At 44.9% G+C, this 22,801-nt stretch carries 23 protein-coding genes and 1 pseudogene; 16 read left to right on the forward strand and 8 right to left on the reverse strand.

Annotated features, from left to right (window positions below; genetic code table 11):
- The first annotated feature begins 49 nt into the window (after window positions 1-49).
- Window positions 50-1,811 (forward strand): annotated as a pseudogene (locus DA100_RS00110) (methyl-accepting chemotaxis protein).
- 47 nt (window positions 1,812-1,858) lie between these two features.
- On the opposite strand, the gene rsmS reads toward DA100_RS00110, so the two are convergent.
- From rsmS to dinG, 4 genes are read right to left on the reverse strand one after another with little or no spacing between them, the layout of a single operon-like run.
- The gene (rsmS, locus tag DA100_RS00115) at window positions 1,859-2,029 is read right to left on the reverse strand and encodes a pleiotropic regulatory protein RsmS (RefSeq protein ID WP_138970280.1); all 171 of its coding nucleotides are present in this window, start codon (window positions 2,027-2,029) and stop codon (window positions 1,859-1,861) included.
- Window positions 2,029-2,577: a primosomal replication protein gene (locus tag DA100_RS00120; RefSeq protein ID WP_138970281.1), complete on the reverse strand. Its 549-nt coding sequence runs from the start codon at window positions 2,575-2,577 to the stop codon at window positions 2,029-2,031. Before DA100_RS00120 ends, rsmS begins: the two co-directional genes overlap by 1 nt.
- A gap of 11 nt (window positions 2,578-2,588) precedes the next feature.
- Window positions 2,589-3,368, reverse strand: coding sequence for a TSUP family transporter (locus DA100_RS00125; RefSeq protein ID WP_138970282.1), 780 nt, complete (start codon window positions 3,366-3,368; stop codon window positions 2,589-2,591).
- Window positions 3,369-3,399: 31 nt separating this feature from the next.
- Entirely contained in the window at window positions 3,400-5,472 is a 2,073-nt protein-coding gene (dinG, locus tag DA100_RS00130; RefSeq protein ID WP_138970283.1) for an ATP-dependent DNA helicase DinG, read from the reverse strand.
- Between the two features lie 516 nt (window positions 5,473-5,988).
- Here dinG and DA100_RS00135 point away from each other — a divergent pair.
- On the forward strand, window positions 5,989-6,927 hold the full coding sequence (locus DA100_RS00135; RefSeq protein WP_138970284.1) for a porin: 939 nt from the start codon (window positions 5,989-5,991) through the stop codon (window positions 6,925-6,927).
- 94 nt (window positions 6,928-7,021) lie between these two features.
- Entirely contained in the window at window positions 7,022-7,621 is a 600-nt protein-coding gene (locus DA100_RS00140) for a DUF2057 family protein (RefSeq protein ID WP_138970285.1), read from the forward strand.
- A gap of 53 nt (window positions 7,622-7,674) precedes the next feature.
- On the opposite strand, the gene bioA is transcribed toward DA100_RS00140, so the two are convergent.
- On the reverse strand, window positions 7,675-8,955 hold the full coding sequence (bioA, locus tag DA100_RS00145; protein WP_138970286.1) for an adenosylmethionine--8-amino-7-oxononanoate transaminase: 1,281 nt from the start codon (window positions 8,953-8,955) through the stop codon (window positions 7,675-7,677).
- A 132-nt stretch (window positions 8,956-9,087) separates the two neighbouring features.
- Between bioA and bioB the strand changes: the two genes are divergently transcribed.
- From bioB to bioD, 4 genes are read left to right on the forward strand one after another with little or no spacing between them, the layout of a single operon-like run.
- On the forward strand, window positions 9,088-10,140 hold the full coding sequence (gene bioB, locus DA100_RS00150) for a biotin synthase BioB (RefSeq protein ID WP_138970287.1): 1,053 nt from the start codon (window positions 9,088-9,090) through the stop codon (window positions 10,138-10,140).
- Window positions 10,127-11,272 (forward strand): 8-amino-7-oxononanoate synthase, encoded by a 1,146-nt coding sequence (gene bioF / locus DA100_RS00155; protein ID WP_138970288.1) that lies wholly within the window; start codon window positions 10,127-10,129, stop codon window positions 11,270-11,272. The genes bioB and bioF overlap by 14 nt, the downstream gene beginning before the upstream one ends.
- Window positions 11,272-12,072: a malonyl-ACP O-methyltransferase BioC gene (gene bioC, locus DA100_RS00160; RefSeq protein WP_138970289.1), complete on the forward strand. Its 801-nt coding sequence runs from the start codon at window positions 11,272-11,274 to the stop codon at window positions 12,070-12,072. Before bioF ends, bioC begins: the two co-directional genes overlap by 1 nt.
- Complete coding sequence (gene bioD, locus DA100_RS00165; protein WP_138970290.1) at window positions 12,069-12,758, forward strand: dethiobiotin synthase; 690 nt, start codon at window positions 12,069-12,071, stop codon at window positions 12,756-12,758. The genes bioC and bioD overlap by 4 nt, the downstream gene beginning before the upstream one ends.
- 52 nt (window positions 12,759-12,810) lie before the next feature.
- On the opposite strand, the gene DA100_RS00170 is transcribed toward bioD, so the two are convergent.
- Window positions 12,811-12,978 (reverse strand): hypothetical protein, encoded by a 168-nt coding sequence (locus DA100_RS00170; protein ID WP_138970291.1) that lies wholly within the window; start codon window positions 12,976-12,978, stop codon window positions 12,811-12,813.
- A 308-nt stretch (window positions 12,979-13,286) separates the two neighbouring features.
- On the opposite strand from DA100_RS00170, the gene htpX reads away from it, so the two are divergent.
- The 9 genes from htpX to DA100_RS00215 all read left to right on the forward strand — a co-directional run bounded on the left by htpX (window position 13,287) and on the right by DA100_RS00215 (window position 20,379).
- Window positions 13,287-14,150, forward strand: coding sequence for a protease HtpX (htpX, locus tag DA100_RS00175; protein WP_138970292.1), 864 nt, complete (start codon window positions 13,287-13,289; stop codon window positions 14,148-14,150).
- 182 nt (window positions 14,151-14,332) lie between these two features.
- Window positions 14,333-14,752 carry a nuclear transport factor 2 family protein gene (locus tag DA100_RS00180; RefSeq protein ID WP_138970293.1) on the forward strand — a complete coding sequence of 140 codons (420 nt, stop codon included), beginning with the start codon at window positions 14,333-14,335 and terminating at the stop codon, window positions 14,750-14,752.
- Entirely contained in the window at window positions 14,749-15,477 is a 729-nt protein-coding gene (locus DA100_RS00185) for an SDR family oxidoreductase (RefSeq protein WP_138970294.1), read from the forward strand. The genes DA100_RS00180 and DA100_RS00185 overlap by 4 nt, the downstream gene beginning before the upstream one ends.
- A gap of 10 nt (window positions 15,478-15,487) precedes the next feature.
- A complete protein-coding gene (locus tag DA100_RS00190; protein ID WP_138970295.1) occupies window positions 15,488-16,765 on the forward strand; it encodes an NAD(P)/FAD-dependent oxidoreductase in 1,278 nt (425 codons plus the stop codon).
- 1 nt (window position 16,766) lies between these two features.
- Window positions 16,767-17,549: a DUF1365 family protein gene (locus tag DA100_RS00195; protein ID WP_138970296.1), complete on the forward strand. Its 783-nt coding sequence runs from the start codon at window positions 16,767-16,769 to the stop codon at window positions 17,547-17,549.
- A 15-nt stretch (window positions 17,550-17,564) separates the two neighbouring features.
- Complete coding sequence (locus DA100_RS00200) at window positions 17,565-18,812, forward strand: cyclopropane-fatty-acyl-phospholipid synthase family protein (RefSeq protein WP_138970297.1); 1,248 nt, start codon at window positions 17,565-17,567, stop codon at window positions 18,810-18,812.
- A 16-nt stretch (window positions 18,813-18,828) separates the two neighbouring features.
- A complete protein-coding gene (locus DA100_RS00205) occupies window positions 18,829-19,350 on the forward strand; it encodes a DUF2878 domain-containing protein (protein WP_138970298.1) in 522 nt (173 codons plus the stop codon).
- Window positions 19,304-19,852: a chalcone isomerase family protein gene (locus DA100_RS00210; RefSeq protein ID WP_138970299.1), complete on the forward strand. Its 549-nt coding sequence runs from the start codon at window positions 19,304-19,306 to the stop codon at window positions 19,850-19,852. The genes DA100_RS00205 and DA100_RS00210 overlap by 47 nt, the downstream gene beginning before the upstream one ends.
- Entirely contained in the window at window positions 19,849-20,379 is a 531-nt protein-coding gene (locus DA100_RS00215) for a DUF3833 domain-containing protein (protein WP_138970300.1), read from the forward strand. The genes DA100_RS00210 and DA100_RS00215 overlap by 4 nt, the downstream gene beginning before the upstream one ends.
- Before the next feature lie 263 nt (window positions 20,380-20,642).
- On the opposite strand, the gene purB is transcribed toward DA100_RS00215, so the two are convergent.
- A complete protein-coding gene (purB, locus tag DA100_RS00220) occupies window positions 20,643-22,013 on the reverse strand; it encodes an adenylosuccinate lyase (protein WP_138970301.1) in 1,371 nt (456 codons plus the stop codon).
- 145 nt (window positions 22,014-22,158) lie between these two features.
- The gene (hflD, locus tag DA100_RS00225) at window positions 22,159-22,779 is read right to left on the reverse strand and encodes a high frequency lysogenization protein HflD (RefSeq protein ID WP_138970302.1); all 621 of its coding nucleotides are present in this window, start codon (window positions 22,777-22,779) and stop codon (window positions 22,159-22,161) included.
- Window positions 22,780-22,801: the final 22 nt, after the last annotated feature.

Below are 22,801 nucleotides of genomic sequence, written 5' to 3' on the forward strand. Positions count from 1 at the left end.
GGGCTAATTAACCCTCTTCAAAACACCGAGTTTGCTAAAAGGATGTATTATGCGAACGTTATCAGTGCAGTGGAAAATCACGCTCTTAGCGGGTTTCTGCCTTCTTATCACATCTCTCTCATTGATCGGCTTTTCTGTCTATAACGCTGTATCAAATCAGCAGCAAATTAAGCAGCAAAGTTCTCAATCTGTGATTAATAAGTCTGAACAGATTGTTGAGACACGCGCCTTGCTCAATGCCACAGAAGTTACTCAGTTTTTGAACGAAGCGCTCTACCGTGCAGAAATGCTGGCATCCAGTGCTATGTTTCAAAAGACGTTAAGTGAAGAGAATTTCGGTGACAGTGAAGAGCTGCGAACCGCTTTAGATGAGATGGTGCGCCGCTCTGTATTGAGTTTTGAGACCATTCAGGGTGCTTACTTAGTATTTCGACCAAATATGCTCGATAACGAAGACAGCAATTACGAGAATGCTGAGTATGTCGGCTCCAATGAAATTGGTCGCTTTGCTCCTTACTGGCTAACATCGCAAAATGGCGAAAACGTTGTGGCTAATGTACTGTCAGAAGCGGTATTGGCTGACGCGATCAACAGTGAACGCTTTTATTGCCCTATGGCGTCCAGCACCGCGTGTGTGACCACGCCGAGGTTAATTAACCAAGATGGAACTACTTTCTTAACCAGTTCAATATCGGTCCCCCTCATGCTCGACGATACCCCCATTGGGTTTTTCGGTATCGATTTGCGTCTTGATAGCCTCACAAATATCGTTGCGGAATCTGACCAACTGCTTTTCTCTGGCACGGGTTCGATTAATTTAGTCAGCCTCGACGGTTCTTTAATTGCAAGCGATGATGTGACTCAAACCATTGGTCAGCCTTATAACAGTGATATTGTCCCAAGCGATCAATTGACCGATTTGTTGTTTGGTCAAGAGGTGAAAACTCAGTGGAGTAGTGATGGTAACTGGCTGAATGTTTTTGCGCCAATCATGGTGGCTAACCAGACATGGGGTGTGTTGTTTGACATGCCGCGTGAGAGTGTCTTGGCTGATGCGGAAGCACTGGATACCATTATTAGCGAACAAGTGGCTTCAAGTGTAAAAACTGAAGTGATCGCTGGTGCAGCTTTGATGCTACTCGGTCTTGCTACTATCGCGGTCGCGGCGTCACGTCTAGTGAAGCCTATTCGAGAAGTGGTGGTGCGCTTGAATGATATTGCGTCTGGTGAAGGCGACTTGACACAACGATTGGAAGTTAAATCTCAAGATGAGATTGGCCGATTAGCGATTGGCTTTAACCAATTCCTTGATAAATTACAGTCAATCATCAGTGATGTGGTGGACACGACGCTTCAGATCGGTACCACCACACATCAGTCTCGTGTAGCTGCACAGCAAACTCGCACCAGCAGTGATTCACAGTTTAAAGAAGTCGATCTCGTGGCGACTGCTTCTGAAGAGATGACGCAAACTGCTAGCCTAGTGGTTCAAAACGCTGAAATCGCAGTGAGGGCAGCAGAGCAGGCCAATGAAGCCGCTGCGACTGGGCAACGTGTTATCGAGCTGTCTCAAACGGAAATGGTTAGATTAGTTGATCGTATGACGGCTGCTGTACCTGTTGTGGAAGAGTTAGCAGCAAACGGCTGAAGAGCAGCAATCTGTCTCCGCAGAGGTCAATCAAAGCGTGAGTAATATTCGTGATTTAAGTGCTCAAATCTTAACTCAAGCCGAAGAGTCGGAGATGGTAAGTAGGCAAATTGGCGACTTGTCTGATAAACAACAGCAGTTGGTCAATCAGTTTAAAGTGTAGCGCTGAGCCATGATCAGCTTATCCAATCGGTATTGGTCTAATCGTCCTTAATTTGCGTGAGTTTGTCGTAATCTCTTCTCAATATCCGATTGAACAATTTGCAGTGCTTTTAAAGCGATATATGGCTCTACTTCGTTGCTTTCTAAGAGGTAAATAAGATCAACCGCCAGTTTGATTTCATCCGGAGCGTTTTCAAGTCCTTCATTGGTCGACGACATTATTGGTTCCTTTCACGATAGGTTATTTGCTTTTCAACTTTCAGTTTGGCTTCTTGGCAGCGTTTAAGTCTCTGCTCGGTAGTAATCAAAGCTTGCTGTGCCGCTTGCTGTTGAAACGGAGGAGCATACTGTAGAGCCAGCTCCTTGTCGCGAACCATTTCAAGTAAGCGACGCTCCCACTCCTGATGCTGAGCAAGATTTTGATATAACTCGTTGATCGGTTTTTGAAAGTGGCTTTTATGCTTAGGCTCTTGTTTACGAATCTTTGTGGTTGCGAGTTCTCGTTGTAGCGCGCTTACTTGTGAGAGCAAACGCTCCGTTAGATATTCCGCTCGCAGTGCCGTTAGTTTGCCGGCGGTCTGTTCTCTGATGATGCTTTCAAGAGTCCCTTGAGTCTCTTTAACACATGGAACGAGCAATTTGGAACGACTCTGGAACAGTCGCTCGTCAAATAGTGGCTGGTGGTGCTCGCCCCTTTTGCGGTCGAGTGCAGCAGCATCGACAGCAAGCTGTTCCAAGGTTGATTGAAGCTGATTGAATTTGCTCATGGCGTTCTCAACTATAGATTAACAAACCAAGCTTCGTAGGCCAGTTTGACGGCTAAGATACTTACGACTGTAACAAAAACTGGTCGGATAAACTTGGCTCCGAATCGTATTGCTGAATGTGCGCCGACGAAAGCCCCTGCCATGAGACAGAGACCCATAGTCAATCCGAGTACCCAATCGATATGCCCCAGAATTGCGAAAGTAACTAATGAAGTAAAATTACTTGTGAAATTCATTGCCTTGGCCAGCCCCGAAGCAAGAAGAATATTGAGACGATACAGGGCCATCGAACTTACTGTCCAAAACGCGCCAGTACCAGGGCCTGCAACACCGTCGTAGAAACCTAAAGTCAAACCTTGCGCGTACTGTTTTTTGTTAAGTACTGGACAAGGCTGAGGCGTATCGTTCTTTACCGTGCTAGGGGTTTTATGCCAAATGGTATAAATAGCCGCGGCGAGGATCACCAATGGCAGAATTTTTTCCAGCCACTGTGTACTAATGAGGTCTACCACCAAGGTGCCGATAATTGCTCCGATCAAAGTCGAGAAGAAAGCACGTTTCCAGCAACTTGGTTTAAATAGCTTCTTACGGTAGTAGGTAAAAGCCGCGGTTGATGATGCAAAGGTGGCGGCTAATTTATTCGTTCCTAATGCAATATGGGGTGGTAAACCTAATGACAGTAGTGCAGGGACGGTCAGCATACCACCCCCACCAGCAACAGCATCAATAAACCCAGCAAGGAAAGCAACCAGTGCCAACACCAACAGTACGGTTGGCTCAAACAATTCCATAAAATAGTTCTTCTTATATAAATACGGATACTTATTCGATGATCCGCTTGAATGGTGGCAGTGAATCGAGTAGGGCGCTGCCATAGCGTTTGGTGATCACGCGACGATCGAGAATGATGACTTTACCAGAATCCCTCTCTTTACGCAGCAAGCGTCCGACAGACTGAATTAATTTTTTACTCGCTTCAGGAACCGTGATCTGCATGAAAGGATTTCCCCCTCGACTTTCTATGTATTCCGCATGCGCCTGCTCTACTGGTGAAGTCGGTACAGCGAAAGGGATTTTGGTGATGATCAAGTTTTCTAGCAATTCACCAGGTAAATCTAATCCTTCCGAGAAACTGCCAGTGCCAAATAAAACGCTGGTCTTTTGGCATTGAACTAAGGTTTTATGTTTTTTGAGTATTTCTGAGCGCGACTCCTTACCCTGAACTTGCAGTGCCCAGCCTCTTTTTACGAAATCGGTTGAGAGGGCTTGCGCGACTTGATTCATCTGCCAGTATGAAGAAAACAGGACTAAATTGGCTTTTTTGTCTTCAATTAAATCAGGCAGCTTTTCAATCAAGTGTTCAGTGAATTGTGGCGCTTGCGGTTCATACGCCATTTTAGGGACATAGAGCTCCGCTTGATTCTGATAGTCAAAAGGCGATGCTAAAGCCAAAAATCGCACACCATCTTCGCCCTTCTCACTGATGCCTGCTTGGCGACAGAAAAAGCTAAACGAGTTTAAAGCACGCATAGTGGCAGAAGTGAGTACCGCGCCAATGCAACGACTCCAAAGTTGCTGGTCAAGTTGCCAGCCTACTTCCAAAGGTGAAACGTTGACGATAAAGTCGCCTTCGCGCTCTGTACTGACTTCAAGCCAACGAGCAAGTGGGGCTCCTTTTTCTCGTTGAGGCTCCGCCATTAAGTTCCATACCTGAGCGAGATTATCCATTCGTTGAATATAAAACCCCAGTTCAGCAAGAGCGGGCTCTGCCAATCGATTTGAAAGTTCACCTTCTTTAACTCGTTCGGCAATCAGGTCTGCAATTTTTGCGACTGCTAGCGAACCTTTGTGGCTGAGTTTTTTGAGTTCTATAGATTCCTCTGTGAGCCACTGAGGCAACTCGCCATTCTCAAAACGATAAATGTTTTCTTCGAAATGGGTGGGATCAAAGCGAGTTGCTAGCTGAGTTAAAGATGGGATCAGTTGCTGAACTGAGTCTTGTAGTTCGTTTCGAAATCGAGCGACACGTTTTTCGTCTGCCATATTGGCAAATTTCGTCACCGCTTGATTAAGGCGTTCTAGCCAGCTAGCCGCGCCCTTCAGGCTTGCTGCGGCAGAAGAGTGGTCCCTGGCTACGTGTGGTAGGTGATGCGCTTCATCAAAAACATAAATTGTATTTTCTGGTTCAGGCAGAATGACACCACCACCAAGGCCCGCATCAGCCATGACTAAGCTATGGTTGGCGATGATGACATCTGCTTTATCCATTTCAGAGCGCGCTTTTTGAAACGGACAGTTGCGATGCGCTGGCATACTATTGTTGCAGCTATGTTTATCGCTAACGATTAATTGCCAAATATCATCGGCGATTGGCTTAGGCCAGGAGTCTCTATCGCCGTCCCACTTATTTTGCGCTAGCGAACGGTACATTGTTTCGAGTTGTTCGATATCTTTCTTCTTAGGTTTTGTCTCGAACATGGCTAACTGACCACCATCAACGCCACTGGCGGTTGCAAGTTTCTCGGCACAACAATAGCGCTGACGTCCTTTCGCTAAAATAAAAGAGAACTCACGATCAGTCAGGCGGCGATATAAAGGTAAATCCTTATTGACCAGCTGTTCTTGTAAAGCCACTGTCGCAGTAGATATGACCACTTTTCTATTGTTATGAATCGCGACAGGGATGGTCGCCATTAAATAGGAGAGGGACTTACCAATTCCAGTCCCAGCTTCTGCAACGAGCATACGGGTAGATTTGTGATACTCACCACATAATGTTTTCGCTATCTCCGCAACGAGGTAATTCTGAGCTCGACGAGGCACAAAGTTTTCAAGCTGAGATTGGAGGTTTTGATAACTCGTTCGAATGGATTGTTGGATTTTACTGGTATTCATATTGTGACCTGTATTGCGGGTAGCGCATCATAGCACAGTTTGCTAAACGCTACTTAGTTCACGAAATAGAATCCTTAATAACGAAATGTGGATCTTCTTCACAAAAAAAAACTGAACCTTCAGATACTTACAATTAATTCTAAATGTAAAAAATATATCACGCCAAACTTGGGATTTGACTGGAATAATATTCTGATTTTTATGTTTCGGTATGTGATTTTAGGGTTTATATGCTGTATTGATGGTTTGTTAAGTTTTCGATACTGCGAGGCTAAAAGTTATGAAGTCGCTCGAAAATTGCTCATAATTTTATGTAACTAATTGATTTAAAATGAATAAATGTTTTTTTATTTTCTGTTTTTAGAATATTTGACACGCCGAATAATCTTTTGCAATCTAGACCTCGAAATTTAGTGACGTTGATATCCGACCCATTAGAGGAAGGAATCATCATCAAAAAACATAAAGGGAACCGGACAAGGATTTCCCATTCTATAGAAAAGGCAGTGGATTATTATGAAAAAGACTCTAGTAGCTCTTTCAGTACTTATGGCAGCAACGTCTGCTCAAGCGGCTGAGATTTACAACGTAGATGGTTCTTCTCTAGAACTAACAGGTCGTGCTTTTGCAATTGTTGAAACTAAAAAAACAGAAGCAACAGGTACTGACACAGACGTACACGCTTACGACTCTCGTCTAGGTTTCAACGTTCGTCACCAAGTGACTGACGGTGTTGCAGCTGTTGGTAAATTTGAATTCCAACTAACAGAAGACAAGGATCACGGCCTTAAAAACCGTGATGTGTACGCTGGTCTAGATTTTACTGATACTGTTACAGTAACATTCGGTCGCCAAACTACTTCTTTTGATGACCTATCATTCCGCGGCGGCTTCGATGAATACTACGGTTTCTCTCAAGATCTAGAAGACCGTGGTCGTGAAAACGGTATTATTAAAGTAACTACTGCTAACCTAAACGGTTTAGTTGCATCTGCTTCTTACCAGTTTGATGAAGCTGGTGTTACTGGTGCTACTTTTGCAGGTTCTTACGACGCTGATTTCGGTCTAGGTCTATCTGCTGGTTACTTCGACTACAAAAAGTCTGGTGTTGAAGACCACGCTGCAGGTTTTAACCTAGGTGCTAGCTACACATTTGGCGATGCGAAAGTAGGTGTGGATTACGCATCAGAAGAGCTCTTCGATAAGAGCGAAGCTGACGCATATCGCTTAGGTGGTGAATACAACATTGATGCGTACCGTCTATACGCAGGTTACGGTGCAGTTGAAAACAAGCCAGTTGGTGGTGCTAAGACTGACTCTGATGGTTTCTACGCAGGTGTGGCATACGCATTCGGTTCGAAAACAACTCTATTCATCGAAGGCGCTAGCTACGATAAAGAAGGTTCTGCTTCAGACGAAGACATGCTAGCACTTGGTATGAATGTAAACTTCTAATCTAACTATTAGATAGTTTTATTAAGAGTCGCCTTCAGGCGACTCTTTTTTTATCTCTATTCCATTTAAATGGTCAATATTTGAAGGTGTGCTAATGAAATTTCTACTGACTATTATCGCAGCACTAGTCTCTTTTTCTACATTTGCTAATGTATTAGAGGTAAGGTCTGGTGTTGAAGTACTGGCTGTGAACGGGCTAAAGGTTAAAGTTAGTGACTCTTATGAAATAAACAAAGGCTTCAACCAGATAGTCGTCCGTATGTCAAAACGATTAACTAACGGTAGTACGAGAGAGCAGTTTATTTCGAAACCTTACATTATTTCTTTTAATGCTGATCGTGACGTTTTAGTAGAACACCCAAAAGTTTTGAACTTTACTGATGCTGAAAAGAAATTTCGACATGCCACTAACTGGAGCATTCTACAGGGCGGCAGCCCTTTAGTTTATGACTCTAGGTTCCTTCCTGGTAAAGAGGGCTTTATGCCATACCTGCAATTGGAAGATATTATTAATGAGTACAATGAGGTGAATGGTATTGTTTTAACTGCAGATCTAGACACTCCTGCTGGCCAACTAAAAAAAGCAGAAAAAGCCAGAAGTGAAGAAGTCGTTAAGCAGTTGAAGTTGTGGTACAGCAAAGCAAACACATCGCAACGAACAGAATTCCGCCGTTGGATGATTGACCAAGAGTAAAACAAAGCTTGAAGTTTCGAGTCGCGAGCTACTCGCAGCTCGAAACTTAAGTGTTAACCACTAAAGCAATCTTTATGGTTCAAAGCACACTCAACTGCATGCACTAATCTCTCTATATGCTCAGGTTCACTAATGAACGGCGGCATCATATAAATCAGTTTGCCAAATGGGCGGATCCAAACCCCTTTCTCGACAAACAGTGCTTGAATCGCTTCCATATTGACTGGCGTCGTGGTTTCAACCACGCCAATGGCACCAAGCCAGCGTACATCAGTAACTAATTTATGGTGTTTCAACTTAGGCAGAAGTTCAGAGAAGAGTTGTTCGATTTGCTTTGTCTGCTGCTGCCATTCATTTTGCTCTAGCAATTTCATGCTGGCAGTCGCGACTGCACAGGCCAACGGGTTGGCCATAAAAGTAGGGCCATGCATAAAGCAGCCTGCATCTCCGCCACATACCGTATCCGCAACATCACTTGAGGCTAGCGTTGCAGATAATGTCATATATCCACTGGTCAATGCCTTGCCCACGCAGAGTATATCGGGTGCAATCTCGGCATGCTCACAGGCAAACATCTTACCGGTACGACCAAAGCCAGTCGCTATCTCATCAAGAATCAATAGCACGCCAAACTCATCACATAATGCTCTAACACCTTTAAGAAATTGAGGATGATAGATTCGCATTCCGCCAGCACCCTGAACGATAGGTTCTAGGATAACGGCCGCTATCTGAGAATGATTTTGAGCGAGCTTGTGCTTAAAGTCGGCTAAATCAGCTTCATCCCACTCCTCCCAGAAGCCGGTTTTTGGCGAAGAGGCGAAGATGTGTTCAGGCAGAAATCCTTTATACAAAGAATGCATTGAATTGTTAGGGTCTGTCACCGACATTGCAGCAAACGTATCACCATGATAGCCATCTCTGAGTGTTAGGAACTTCGGTCTCACTTGACCTTTTGCATGCCAGTATTGCAACGCCATTTTCAAGCTGACTTCCACCGCGACAGAACCAGAATCGGCCAAAAAGACATGCTGAAGATTATTTGGCGCAAATGAGAGTAGCTTTTTACACAGGTTAATCGCTGGATCATGAGTGATCCCGCCAAACATAACGTGTGACATTTTATCGATCTGGCCATGCGCTGCGGCATTTAGGTGAGGGTGATTGTATCCATGAATCGCAGACCACCATGATGACATACCATCAATTAGCTGCTCACCAGACTCTAATTGCAGCATGACTCCTTTGGCGGAAACAACTGGGTAGCAGGTCAGAGGTGTCAGCGTTGAAGTATAGGGATGCCAGATATGACGGCGGTCGAAAGCGAGATCCATGTTCAGTTCCTGAAATCTAAATGATTAAAAAATAACCAAGTGTAAACTTTTGAAATTGCTGGGTGTTGACAGTCTACCTTGTGTCAGTAGACTAGCCAAGTATTCAAACTGACAATAACTAAAGGAAGCCCCGTGGAAGTACGTCACAACTGGACAGTTGCTCAAGTTAGAGAACTTATGGATAAGCCATTCATGGATCTTCTATTTGAAGCGCAACTGGTGCATCGTCAATATCAGCAGCACAATCATGTCCAAGTCAGCACCTTGCTCTCGATAAAAACAGGCGCTTGTCCTGAAGACTGTAAATACTGCCCCCAGAGCGCAAGATATACAACGGACGTAGAGAAAGAGCGTCTGATGGAAGTCGAGCGTGTTTTAGATGCAGCGCAGAAGGCTAAGAATGCAGGTTCGACCCGCTTCTGTATGGGAGCGGCATGGAAAAACCCAAAAGAACGCGATATGCCGCATCTGACCGATATGATTAAGGGCGTCAAAGGGATGGGGTTAGAAACCTGCATGACGCTGGGTATGCTTACTTCGGATCAAGCGAAAGCTTTAGCCGACGCAGGGTTAGACTACTACAACCACAACTTAGACACTTCGCCTGAATTCTACGGCAACATTATTACTACTCGTACTTATCAGGACCGTCTGGATACACTTTCTCACGTTCGTGATGCAGGCATGAAGATATGTTCTGGCGGTATTATTGGTATGGGTGAGAATGCCAATGATCGTGCGGGCCTGCTTGTTGAGCTGGCAAACCTACCTACTCACCCAGAGAGTGTGCCAATCAATATGTTGGTCAAAGTGAAAGGTACCCCACTAGAGAAGGTGGAAGATGTTGAACCATTCGATTTTATCCGTCTGATAGCGATTGCTCGAATCATGATGCCTAAGTCTGCGGTACGCCTGTCTGCTGGTCGTGAGAACATGAATGAGCAGATGCAAGCGCTGTGCTTTATGGCGGGGGCCAACTCCGTTTTCTATGGTTGTAAACTGCTGACAACACCAAACCCTTCTGAAGACAAAGATATGCTTCTGTTCGATAAGCTTGGCATTAATAGCCAGCAAGTGTCTCAGAAGCCCGATGAAATCGAAGAGAATGATCTTCTTGATCGAGTTGTAGAACGAGTGGCTGCACGCCCAACGAAAGACGACTTATTCTACGATGCAGGCGTTTAATACACGAATTGCTAAAGCCCTTGAGCAACGTAAAACTCAGGGTTTAAGCCGTACTTTACTCAATATAGAACAAGGTAATCGTACCCACTTAGTTCACGAAGGTAACAGTTACCTTAATTTTTCCAGCAACGATTATCTTGGGTTAGCCGCGGATAAAGAGTTAACCAAAGCGTGGCAGCTAGGCCTAGAGCGTTATGGCAACGGTAGTGGGGCATCGCCATTGGTGACGGGTCATAGCTCTGCTCATCGCGATATAGAACAGAGCTTATGCCAATGGCTGGGGTTTGAAAGGGCGATATTGTTTAGCTCGGGATTTTCTGCCAATCAAGCCATGCTATTTGCACTATTAGAGAAAGATGACCTGCTATTACAAGATAAGCTCAATCACGCCTCACTGATCGAAGCTGGTATGTTGTCGACTGCGAAGATGAAGCGTTTCAGACACAACGATGTTGACCACCTTTGCTCTTCCATTGATGGCAATACTTTGGTCGTCACAGAAGGGGTTTTTAGCATGGATGGTGATTTGTCACCATTGGCAGATATCTATTCAGTGACACGTAAAAAAGCCTGGCTTGCGGTTGATGATGCTCATGGCATTGGTGTGCTTGGTAAAGATGGTCGTGGCAGTTGCCATCATGCGGGGATTCAGCCTGATTTGTTGGTCGTGACCTTTGGTAAAGCATTTGGTCTATCTGGAGCTGCAATTATGTGTAGCCGTGAGGTGGGGGACTATTTAACTCAGTTTGCCCGACATCATGTCTATTCGACCGCGATGCCCCCTGCACAGGCTGTGGCCTTAACTCAAGCGATCACTATGATTCAGGAGCAGTCATGGCGAAGAGAAAAATTGTGCGAACTCTCTGAGTATTACCATTCTCTGTTAGGGAATGAACAAGGTTACTGTGCAACTCAAACGCCGATTAAGCCATTTATTCTTGGTAGTAGTGAAAAGGCAATCAATATCGCATCACAGCTCAAAGCTAACGGTATCTGGGCGACGGCGATCCGTCCCCCTACAGTTGCTGTTGGTAGTGCACGACTGCGCGTGACTCTCACGGCTAGCCATGAAAAAGCACACATACGAGCATTGGCAAATCAGCTAAAAACAGCTTTGAAGGAAGTGGATTAATGGAACAAGCGGTATTGATTACTCCTGACCGTGTCAACGACAAAGCAGCGATTGCTGATGCATTCGGCAGAGCAGCCAAAACGTACGATCAACATGCAGAGTTTCAGCGTGATGTGGGCTTACGTTTGTTGGCCCAAATGCCTCAAGATCTTACGGGTAAAACGGTATTGGATTTGGGATGTGGGACAGGCTATTTCTCATTAGAACTGATAAAACGTGGTGCGACGGTGATCTGTTTTGACCTGTCGCAACAGATGCTCGACGCCGCTAAACAGCGCTGTGGTGAGATGGCTACGTACTTGCAAGGAGATGCCGAAGCGTTGCCATTTGAAAATCATAGCATTGATTTTGCATTTTCCAGCTTAGCGCTACAGTGGTGTGATGACTTATCCGTGCCACTTCGTGAGCTGCGTCGAGTGATAAAACCGCTAGGTTCAATTTATTTTTCGACTTTACTCGACGGTTCTCTAAACGAGCTAAAACAAGCGTGGAGCAAAATTGATTCATATCAACACGTGAATCAATTTATCTCAGTCAATCAGGTAAAAATTGCGTTAGCGCAATCTGAATGCCATACGCATCAACTAGACTTACCGACCATTACGGTTTGGTACAAGACGGCATTTTCTTTAATGCGTGATCTTAAGGGCATTGGTGCAACGCATGTGGGTGGCAGGGCAAATGGCTTGACTGGTCGCAAAGCGTTACAACGTGTCGAACAAGAGTATCAAACAAACCGAAATCATCAGGGTCTTCTACCTGCAACATATCAGGTCTGTTTAGGGGTTATTCATCTATGATTGATGCATTTTTTATTGCGGGTACGGATACCGATGTTGGAAAAACAGTTGCGTCTAAAGCGATTTTAAACGCGCTAGCGGAAAAGGATTTAAAAACCATAGGCTATAAGCCTGTCGCCGCGGGTTGCGAAAAAACGGAGTTTGGATTGCGAAATTCGGACGCGCTCTATCTGCAAAAAGCCGCTACGTTGGAAGTGGCGTATGATGACGTCAACCCATACGCACTAGCGTTGCCAGCGTCACCACATATTGCAGCTAAGCGAGAAGGAGTCGTCATCGATTACTCCGTACTGAGTGATAAGCTGTCACAGCACAAGAAAAATGCGGATATCGTGTTAGTTGAGGGCGCTGGCGGTTGGCGAGTACCTGTATCGGACTCTGATTGTTTGTCAACGTGGGTGCAGCAGGAAAAACTACCTGTTGTCCTTGTGGTCGGTATTAAACTTGGTTGTCTTAGCCATGCAATGTTGACGCTCGATGCAATCAAAGCGGACGGTTTACAAGTCATCGGCTGGGTCGCAAACCGGATCAACCCAGGCACAGAGCACTATGCTGATATCATTGAGATGCTAGAGCAAAAAATTGATGCGCCGAAAATTGGTGAAATACCTTACGTTCCAAGCGTGAAGCGCCAAGGGCTTGCAAAGTATATTGATGTGACGCCTTTGCTAAAGGGCGAGTGTTAGAGATATTAAAAGGGCTGCCATTGGCAGCCCTTTTTGCATTTGGTCAACAGCATTATCGCTCTTGATTAAGCCCCATCAGCGCACTTTGAGTCTCTGCAATACGTTTTTGTGTTTGATTGTCTGCAGAGATACCTAACTGCTGCTTTGCCTCATCTTCCGAGATCCCTAAGTGGCAGCACAACAGATCAATAGCCATTTGATAGTCGTTAGTTTCAACCATGATTTTGTCCCTTATCCCTATGTCCCATGGAGTGGATCAGTAGTAAATCTAGCATGTTTGATTGGACTCTCAATACGACCAAAGTCTAACGCCTCGTGGTGTTGAGAAAGCTGACGATACATTATGGCGCTAATCCATTGATTGTAATGAAATTGAGAAATTTGCTGCGTCCAGAAATCAAATGTTTCAATTTGCTGCTTAACCTTGATATTAAAAGGGATAGACTATATCTATTAGGTAAAGAACAAGCTGGTCGTGATTTGAATGCATCAGCATAGAGAAAAAGCTTCCGTTTTTGGAGAAAAGTAATGAAGCGAGTAATGTTATTCCTTGTAACCAACTTAGCTGTTGTACTGGTATTAAGTGTTGTCCTCAACATTGTGTATGCAGTGACAGGCATGCAACCAGGCAGCCTTTCTGGGTTACTGGTGATGGCCGCGGTATTTGGTTTTGGTGGTTCGTTTATCTCATTGCTAATGTCAAAGAGTATGGCATTGCGTTCAGTGGGAGGCATGGTTATTGAGAGTCCGCGTAACGAAACAGAACATTGGCTGCTAGAAACGGTGCGTCGTCAATCTGAGCAAGTGGGTATTGGCATGCCAACGGTAGCCATCTATGATTCAGCGGATATCAATGCTTTTGCAACAGGTGCGAAACGAGATGACTCTTTGGTCGCGGTTTCGACAGGCCTATTGCACAACATGACTCGTGATGAAGCAGAAGCGGTGCTTGCGCACGAAGTTAGCCACATTGCCAATGGTGATATGGTTACCATGACTCTGATGCAAGGTGTTGTAAATACCTTCGTTATCTTCTTGTCTCGTTTTATCGCTAACCTTGTTGCGTCGAACGACAATGAAGAAGAAGGTGGTAGTAATATGATGGTTTACTTTGGTGTCAGTATGGTACTAGAACTCATCTTCGGTTTCCTAGCGAGCTTTATTACCATGTGGTACAGCCGTCATCGTGAATTCCACGCAGATTCAGGTGCCGCACAGTTGGTTGGTAAGCACAAGATGATCGCAGCGCTAGAACGTCTTAAAGTAAGTCATGAATCACAGCTAGAAGGTTCTATGATGGCGTTTGGCATCAATGGTAAGCGTTCAATGACAGAACTACTAATGAGCCACCCTCCACTAGACAAACGTATTGCTGCACTGCGCAATTCTTAATCTGTCGCTATAATTATTTGAAAAGGCTTGGTTTATAACCAAGCCTTTTTTGATCCGTTTGAAAAATCCAACGTACAAAAGCCATAAGTTATACAAAATCATTTTTGTACAACTTTAATTTTTCATCTATGATTTGCATGTTATACAAATAAGATTTATGTATAGCTTTTAGGGAGTGACATATGGATGTCCAATCTGTAAGCAAGGTATATCAACAACTGAACAAGGAAAATCTTCACCTTCTGTCGGATGTTTATCATCAAGAAGTGGTGTTTGAAGATGCTGCCCACCGCTTGGAAGGTTGGGACGCGCTTGAGCGCTATTTTGAGACACTCTACAAAAACGTGACACGTTGTGATTTTGAGATTCAGGAGCATCAGCAAACGGATGATAGTGGGTTTCTCACTTGGCGAATGGCATTAGAGCATCCAAAATTATCAAAAGGTACGGTGATTTATGTCAATGGCGTTAGTCATATTAAGTTTTCTGAAGGGCGAGTCATCTACCACAGAGACTATTTTGATTTGGGTGAAATGCTGTATGAGAACCTACCGTTACTTGGCTCAATTATAAAAAGCATCAAGCAGAGGTTAGGCAAATGAACTGCGTTCTGATTACGGGTGCGACATCGGGTATTGGCTATCAGTTAGCCAAAGATTACGCTGAAAATGGCTGGCATGTTATTGCTTGTGGACGTAACACTGCCGTTCTCAATGAAATGGTTGAGACGTCAACGTCGATCTCTTCACTAACCTTTGATCAAACAAACCTTGAGCAGACCAAAACGACTTTGTCTCATTTGCCGATTACGCCCCAGTTATGGATATTCAATGCGGGTGATTGTGAGTACATCGAAGATGGGCAACTGGACGCTGAACTCATTAAGAGAGTTTTCGATATCAATGTGATTGGTTTGTCGAATGCTATCCACGCGTGTCAGCCGCATTTCAGCGCGGGGCATAGGGTGGCGATTATTGGCTCTATCGCCAGTGAAGTCGCGTTACCTAGAGCGGAAGCCTATGGTGCGTCAAAAGCTGCGGTCAGCTACCTCGCTAGAACTTTACAGTTGGACTTAAAACCACAGGGAATTGATGTTTCGATAGTCTACCCTGGCTTTGTGAAAACACCACTCACAGATAAGAACACCTTTGATATGCCAATGTTGGTGTCTGCGCAGCAAGCATCCCAACAGATTCGTCATGGTTTAGCGAAGGGCAAAGGCCATATTTATTTTCCAACTAAATTTACATCAATTTTGCGATTGATTGGTGCATTGCCATACCGTTGGCAAAATGCTCTGACTGCAAAGTTGCTCGCCCAGGGATAGAGGTAAAGATATGAAAATCGCAATTATAGGCAGTGGAATTTCTGGATTAACGTGTGGTTATTATCTTAGTCGTGACCACGATGTAACCTTGTTTGAAGCGAATGATTATATTGGAGGGCATACCGCGACGGTTGACGTCGAACTTGAGGGTAGTCGCTATTCCGTTGATACGGGCTTTATCGTTTATAACGATCGAACCTACCCGAATTTTATCGCCTTGATGAATGAGATTGGCGTGGAAGGAAGACCAAGCCAAATGAGCTTCAGCGTCCGAAATGACAGTAATGGGCTTGAGTATAATGGCCACACATTAACCACCTTATTTGCACAGAAGAGAAACTGGCTAAATCCTAAGTTTTACTCATTTATATTTGAAATATTGAGATTTAACCGCCTAGTCAAAGAGTGTGTTGATCAAACAACGGGCGAGAACACCTTAGGCGACTTCTTGACCTCTCACCGTTTTAGCGATTACTTCTGCGACAACTATATTCTACCAATGGGGGCGGCCATTTGGTCTTCAACTCTCGCAGATATGAGAGCGTTTCCGCTCCAGTTTTTCGCGCGTTTTTTCTTAAATCATGGACTGCTTGATGTGACAAACAGACCTCAATGGTATGTGATTAAAGGTGGATCTAGAGAGTACATCAAGCCATTAACTAAAGGGTTTGCGGACAAGATTCGACTCAATAGTTCGGTCGAGTCAGTGAGTCGTGATCAAGCTGGGGTTACGGTCAGAGTTAATGGTCAAACCGAACGTTTTGACCAAGTGATTTTTGCTTGTCACAGCGATCAAGCTAAGCATTTGTTGGCTGATATCAGCTCAGTAGAGAGCGAAATCTTATCCGATTTAGCCTATCAGCCAAATGAAGTCGTTCTTCACACGGATGAATCTTTGCTGCCAAAACGAAAAGCGGCATGGGCATCATGGAACTATTGGTTGGATGGTGGTGAGCAAGAGCAATCTCGACCACCTACGTTGACCTACAATATGAACATCCTACAGCACATCCAAGCGCCAAAAACGTTTTGTGTTTCTTTAAACAGTAGCGATCAGATAGACAAAGACAAAATACTGAAAAGTTTTGTCTACCACCATCCGGTGTTTAGCCGCGACTCGATGGCCGCTCAGGCAAGACGCAATGAAATTAATGGCTTGTCTCGGACATGGTTTTGTGGCGCGTATTGGTACAACGGGTTCCATGAAGATGGCGTTCGCAGTGGATTGGATGTAGTGAGAGGAATACGTTTAGCCAGTGAAACCCTTCAATCTCAGGGAGCGGCTTAAGATGTCCTTGGAACAGCGTAACCATTTGCTGGTTGGAAACGTCCGACATCGTCGTTTTACGCCCATTGAACATGCGCTGAACTATCATCTATTTATGCCTTGTCTTGATCTGGATGATCTCGACGCTCTGCAACAGAGAGTGTGGGGGTTTGGTCAGAGATGGTGGCATTGGGCGAGGTTTAAGCGCCAAGACTATCTCGGTAGTGGGGACTTAAAACAAGCGGTATTGAGTAAGGTTCAACAGCTGGGTGGAGAACCGATTCAAGGAACCGTGAAAGCGGTCATCCATCTTCGATACTTTGGCATTTACTTCAGTCCGGTGAACTTTTACTACATTTACGACCAACAAGGTCATTGGAGATACTTGCTTGCGGAAGTCAGTAATACTCCTTGGAATGAGCGCCACTACTATCTGCTCGATGCTGATGACCGGAATACTTGGACTCACAGCAAAGTATTTCATGTCTCGCCATTCAATCCGCTAGAACAGCAATACCACTGGAACATCAAACCTCTGGGCGACAAGTTATCTGTTCACTTGGCTTGTCACCGAGAGAGTAAGGAGTTTGATGCTACGCTTAAAATGAACAAACATCCTTTTAATTCAAAAGTATTACTCAAGCACCTGATCGTTACACCCATAATGGCAGTAAAAGTGATGACAGGGATTTATTGGCACGCTTTAAAGCTCTGGATTAAAGGTGCACCGTTTTACTCTCATCCGAAATATCAACAAGGGCTTGACAGTTCAACGGATAACAGCAGCGCGGAACTAAAAAAATAACAAGGAATCGATGACATGATTAACTCACAGACACTGGCTTTGCCTGTTCAGTTAAGTTCAGTACAAAAAACAGCCCGAAATATCGCATTTTCTTGTCTCTGCAAGCTACAAGTTGGTTCTTTAACTGTGATTGAATCATTTAGTGATGAACCAGCACTGCGCGTAAGAGAGCAGTTTGGCAAGCCTAAAGAAGGTCAACCCAGCGCTATCATAGAAGTAAAGAATCCGGCCTTTTATGCCCGTTTGCTCAAGGGGGGCAGTATTGCAGCGGGTGAGGCATACATGGATGGTTGGTGGGATAGCCCTAACCTTACTCAACTGATGGAGTTGATGGCACTCAACTTGTCAGCGTTAGACTCGATAGAGAGCCGTTCTAGTTTGTTGTCCAAGCTTACTTATCAAGTCAGCCATTGGTTAAACAGAAATACGGTGGCCAATTCAGCCAAAAACATCGAAGCGCACTATGACCTGAGTAATGACCTTTACCAAACATTTCTCGACCCAAGAATGCTCTACTCGTCTGCTGTGTTTAACGATTGCAGTGACTCATTAGAGCAAGCGCAAATCAACAAGATGGAACGTTTGTGTCAGCAACTTAAGCTGACAGCGAACGATAGCGTGATCGAAATCGGCACAGGTTGGGGGGCAATGGCGATCTATATGGCGGAAACATATGGCTGCCATGTTACGACAACAACGATTTCAGAGCAGCAATACCAATATGCGAAACAGGCCATAGAGGCGAAAGGCTTGACCGATAGAATCACGTTACTTAAGAAAGACTATCGTTTGCTTGAAGGTGAATTTGACAAGCTGGTCTCGATCGAAATGATTGAAGCGGTTGGTAAACAGTTTTTGACGTCGTACATTCAGAAGTGCCAATCGTTACTCAAACCTGGTGGTCTGATGGCGATACAAGCAATTACCATTGCAGATCAACGTTATGACTATTACAGCAACAACGTTGACTTTATCCAGAAGTATATCTTTCCGGGTGGTTTTCTTCCTTCAATCACCGCTTTAACTCAAGCCACCACTAAGCATAGTGACTTGGTACTAAGAGATCTGTTTGACATAGGACAGGACTACGCACGCACGCTTAGTCACTGGTATGAGCGTTTCAATGTTGCGCAAGAACAGGTCTATAAACTCGGATTTGATGAACGTTTCATTCGCATGTGGAACTATTACTTCTGCTATTGTGAAGGCGGATTCCGAGCAAAATCGATCAGTACAGTGCACATGACGTTCCAACGTCCTTAACAAAGAGAGTGAGCTGATGAAGCGTCTCATACTCATCTCAACTTGGTTCCAGATTATCTGGTTCGTGGCTGTTATTGGGCAAACATCATGGCATTGGCTGACGTTGTTGTTAGTCACCTTTACTCTCTTAATCACCGCTATGCGTAGCGAATTTGCTTGGAAAAAGATCGCGGTGATCGTGGCAGTGGGCATCAGCGTAGACTCGGTTAATATGGCGTTAGGACTCTTGCATTTTGAGCAAGGGTACCTTCCGTTATGGTTAGTCTCTCTATGGGTTATTTTTGCCTGGTACTGCTATTTTTTATATCCGGTAGTGAGCCAATACCCATTATCTATCGTATCAGTCATAGGTGGAATTGGTGGAGCACTCAGTTACAGTGCCGGTGAGAAGCTTAACGCGGTGACTTTCGGATTGCCGATAGTGTTAACAGCTGGCATCTTGTTAATTGAGTGGACCATCATGGTCTTATTGATTTTTAAGGTGTACGGATATGAAAATCATCCTGATACTCGTAACTTATCTAGTAGTGACAGCTAGTGCGTTGGCTTCTGTTGTCTCTGACAGGGTGGAACAAGACTGGCGCAATTGGTCAAAGGTAGGACAAGCGCAACTTACCATGCTTTTCTTTGATATTTACCACTCTCAGCTTCTTACACCGAGTGGGCGATATACACTTGACCCTGATATTACCCCGCATCCTTTGGCACTATCTATCACCTACCAAAGAGAGATTTCACAGCAGCAATTGATCGATGCGACGCTAGAACAATGGCAAAAGCTCGGCTACCAAGCAACACAAACCCAGCAATGGGCAGAGCATTTAGCGAGTATCTTCCCGAATATCAAGAAGGGACACAGTTTGACATATGTAACAGACGGTGTTCAGGGACAGTTTTATTTCTCTGAGCAGCAAGCGAGCATTAAGCTCATCGGTGTGATAGAAGAAGAACAGCTTAATGATGCATTTTTGGCTATTTGGCTCTCGCCCGATACTGAATATCCTAGCTTGAGAGAGCGCCTGATTGGGAGAGCACAATGATAACTCAGCTACGTGCGGCTATCGCCACTCTGGTAATCCTGTTTTTACTAGGCTGTGCGGCGGAATTGGATGATTACCAATCTACTCAACCTAAATTTGACCTGTTCGAGTATTTTCAGGGAGAGTCGACAGCTTGGGGAATGGTGCAGGACTACTCCAGTAAACAGACGCGGCGTTTCGAAGTTAACATCAAAGGGAGCGTAGCGGGCAATGTGCTGACCTTAGTTGAAGATTTCGTTTTTGATGACGGAGAGACATCGCAGAGAATCTGGTCAATCGAGCGGGTTGGTGGTGGTCAATACCAAGGGCGTGCCGACGACATTATTGGTGTTGCCACAGGACGAGAAGTTGGTAATGCTCTGCAATGGCAGTATGATTTTGAATTGAAGATGGAACAATCAACGGTGGTGGTTACCTTCGATGATTGGTTATACAGACAAGATGACAGACATGTGTTCAACCTTACCAAAATCAAAAAGTTTGGCATTGAGGTAGGCACGATCACCCTGTTTTTCCAGAAGCAATAAACAGTTGTGGATAACTGGCTCGGGCTCCACCCTACTGGCAGTGAGTGTTGGTAGGAAAATGATCCAACTTTTGGTCTTGAAGGTGTCGACAGGACTCGCTCCTAAAGCGAGATAATAATCCAGCTCACCAAAATAAAAAGGGTTGACGCCTTAACGCCAACCCTCACACTACTCACTACTCACTACTCACTACTCACTACTCACTACTCACTACTCACTACTCACTACTCACTACTCGCTACTCGCTACTCGCTACTCGATTCTTACAGCTTGTCAGTTAGCTCAATCGCTTGACCGATGTAGTTTGCTGGCGTCATCTCTTTAAGACGTGCTTTTTCGTGCTCAGGAAGTTCAAGACCGTCGATAAAGCGACGCATTGCTTCACCGTCTACACGTTTACCACGAGTTAACTCTTTAAGCTTCTCGTATGGTTTTTCGATACCGTAGCGACGCATCACAGTTTGTACAGGCTCAGCTAGAACTTCCCAGTTCTTGTCCAGTTCTGCTAGTAGTGCTTCACGGTTAACTTCGAGTTTGCTGATGCCTTTTAGAGTAGAAGTGTAAGCGATGATTGCATAGCCAACACCAACACCTAGGTTACGTAGTACTGTTGAGTCCGTTAGGTCACGCTGCCAGCGAGAGATAGGCAGTTTTTGCGCTAGGTGACCGAATACAGCATTCGCTAGACCTAGGTTGCCTTCAGAGTTTTCAAAGTCAATTGGGTTAACTTTGTGTGGCATCGTTGACGAACCAATCTCACCAGCAACGGTTTTTTGTTTGAAGTGACCGAGTGCGATGTAGCCCCATACGTCACGATCGAAGTCGATTAGGATGGTGTTAAAACGCGCAACCGCATCAAACAGTTCAGCGATGTAGTCGTGTGGCTCGATCTGAGTTGTGTAAGGGTTCCAAGTCACACCCAGCGACTCAGTGATGAACTCTTCGGAGAACGTGTGCCAATCTAGCTCAGGGTAAGCGGATAGGTGAGCGTTGTAGTTGCCGACAGCACCGTTGATTTTTGCTAGGATTTCAACGTTAGCGATCTGCTTGTATTGACGTTCCATACGGTACGCAACGTTTGCCATCTCTTTACCCATGGTTGATGGAGAAGCTGGCTGGCCGTGTGTACGTGACAGTAGTGGAATATCACGGTATTCAACAGCAAGAGCTTTAATCGCGTCGATGATGTTTTTGATTTCAGGAAGAATAACTTCGTCGCGAGCTTCTTTCAGCATTAGAGCGTGAGAGGTGTTGTTGATATCTTCTGATGTACATGCGAAGTGAATGAACTCATTTACTGCGTGTAGCTCAGGAACACCAGCAACTTTCTCTTTCAGAAAGTATTCAACCGCTTTAACGTCATGGTTTGTTGTGCGTTCGATCTCTTTGATACGAGCGGCATCTTGTTCAGAGAAATTTGCGGCTAGGTTATCTAGGAACTGATTGGCTTCTGCACTGAATGCAGGGACTTCTGCGATGGCATCTGTAGCTGCTAGCTTTTGTAACCAGCGGATTTCAACGATAGAGCGGTACTTTAGTAGACCAAACTCACTAAAGATGCTGCGAAGTGCAATAGTTTTACTTCCGTAACGACCGTCTACTGGTGAAACAGCAGTCAATGCTGACAGTTCCATGATGTTCTCCTGAATTGAGTTTCGAAATTTTGTGAGCTTTATACCAGCATCTTAGTGATTTGTCACGAATATTGCGCAAACGTTTGCGCGAGAGTTATTTTGGTATAAAGAAACAGCTCGCGCTAAGGCACGAGCTGGGAATTAATTATGACATTCTCGCAAGTAGGATCTGTGCTTGTTCTACCATCTTTTTTCGTCCAAAGATGAGGTGACGACGCTTACCGCCCACTTGTCGCCATAGTACCGCGCTGCGAATGCCAGACAACAGCAGAGCTCGAACTTTATGTTGATTTGTAGTCTGTTGCAGCACAGAAGGTGTCCCCGTTACTTGAATGCGAGGCCCCACTGGGCTAATGACATCAAGATAGACGCTGGCAAGGTTACTCAGCATCTGTTCGTCGAGTAAATCAAAGTGATCGAGTTGGCGTTCGAGCATTTGGATACGGTCGCCGAGCTGTGACATCGCATCGTTACGGCTTTGAAGCTTGCGCTCTAATGCCATCAAACTAATGATGTAACGGGTAATCTCACTGCCAGAAGGGGTGCTATCGATTCCTTTGACCAAACATTCTAGCCCCAGCTTCAAATCGACTTCACGACCATAAACACTGACCGTATTTGCAGGGTTAGTGTTTAAGATCGCTTTTAATGAAGTTTCAAACGCGTCAGAGTCACAGTGACCGTTTTTAGCGACTTGTTGTACCAAAGCAACAGCTTGGCAGATTCCAGCAAATGCGATAGTGCGGTCATAAAGTGTGTTAGCCACGTAATTCTACTCCAATGATTAA

The sequence above is a fragment of the Vibrio sp. Hep-1b-8 genome, assembly GCF_006124995.1.
Classification (GTDB): Bacteria; Pseudomonadota; Gammaproteobacteria; order Enterobacterales; family Vibrionaceae; genus Vibrio.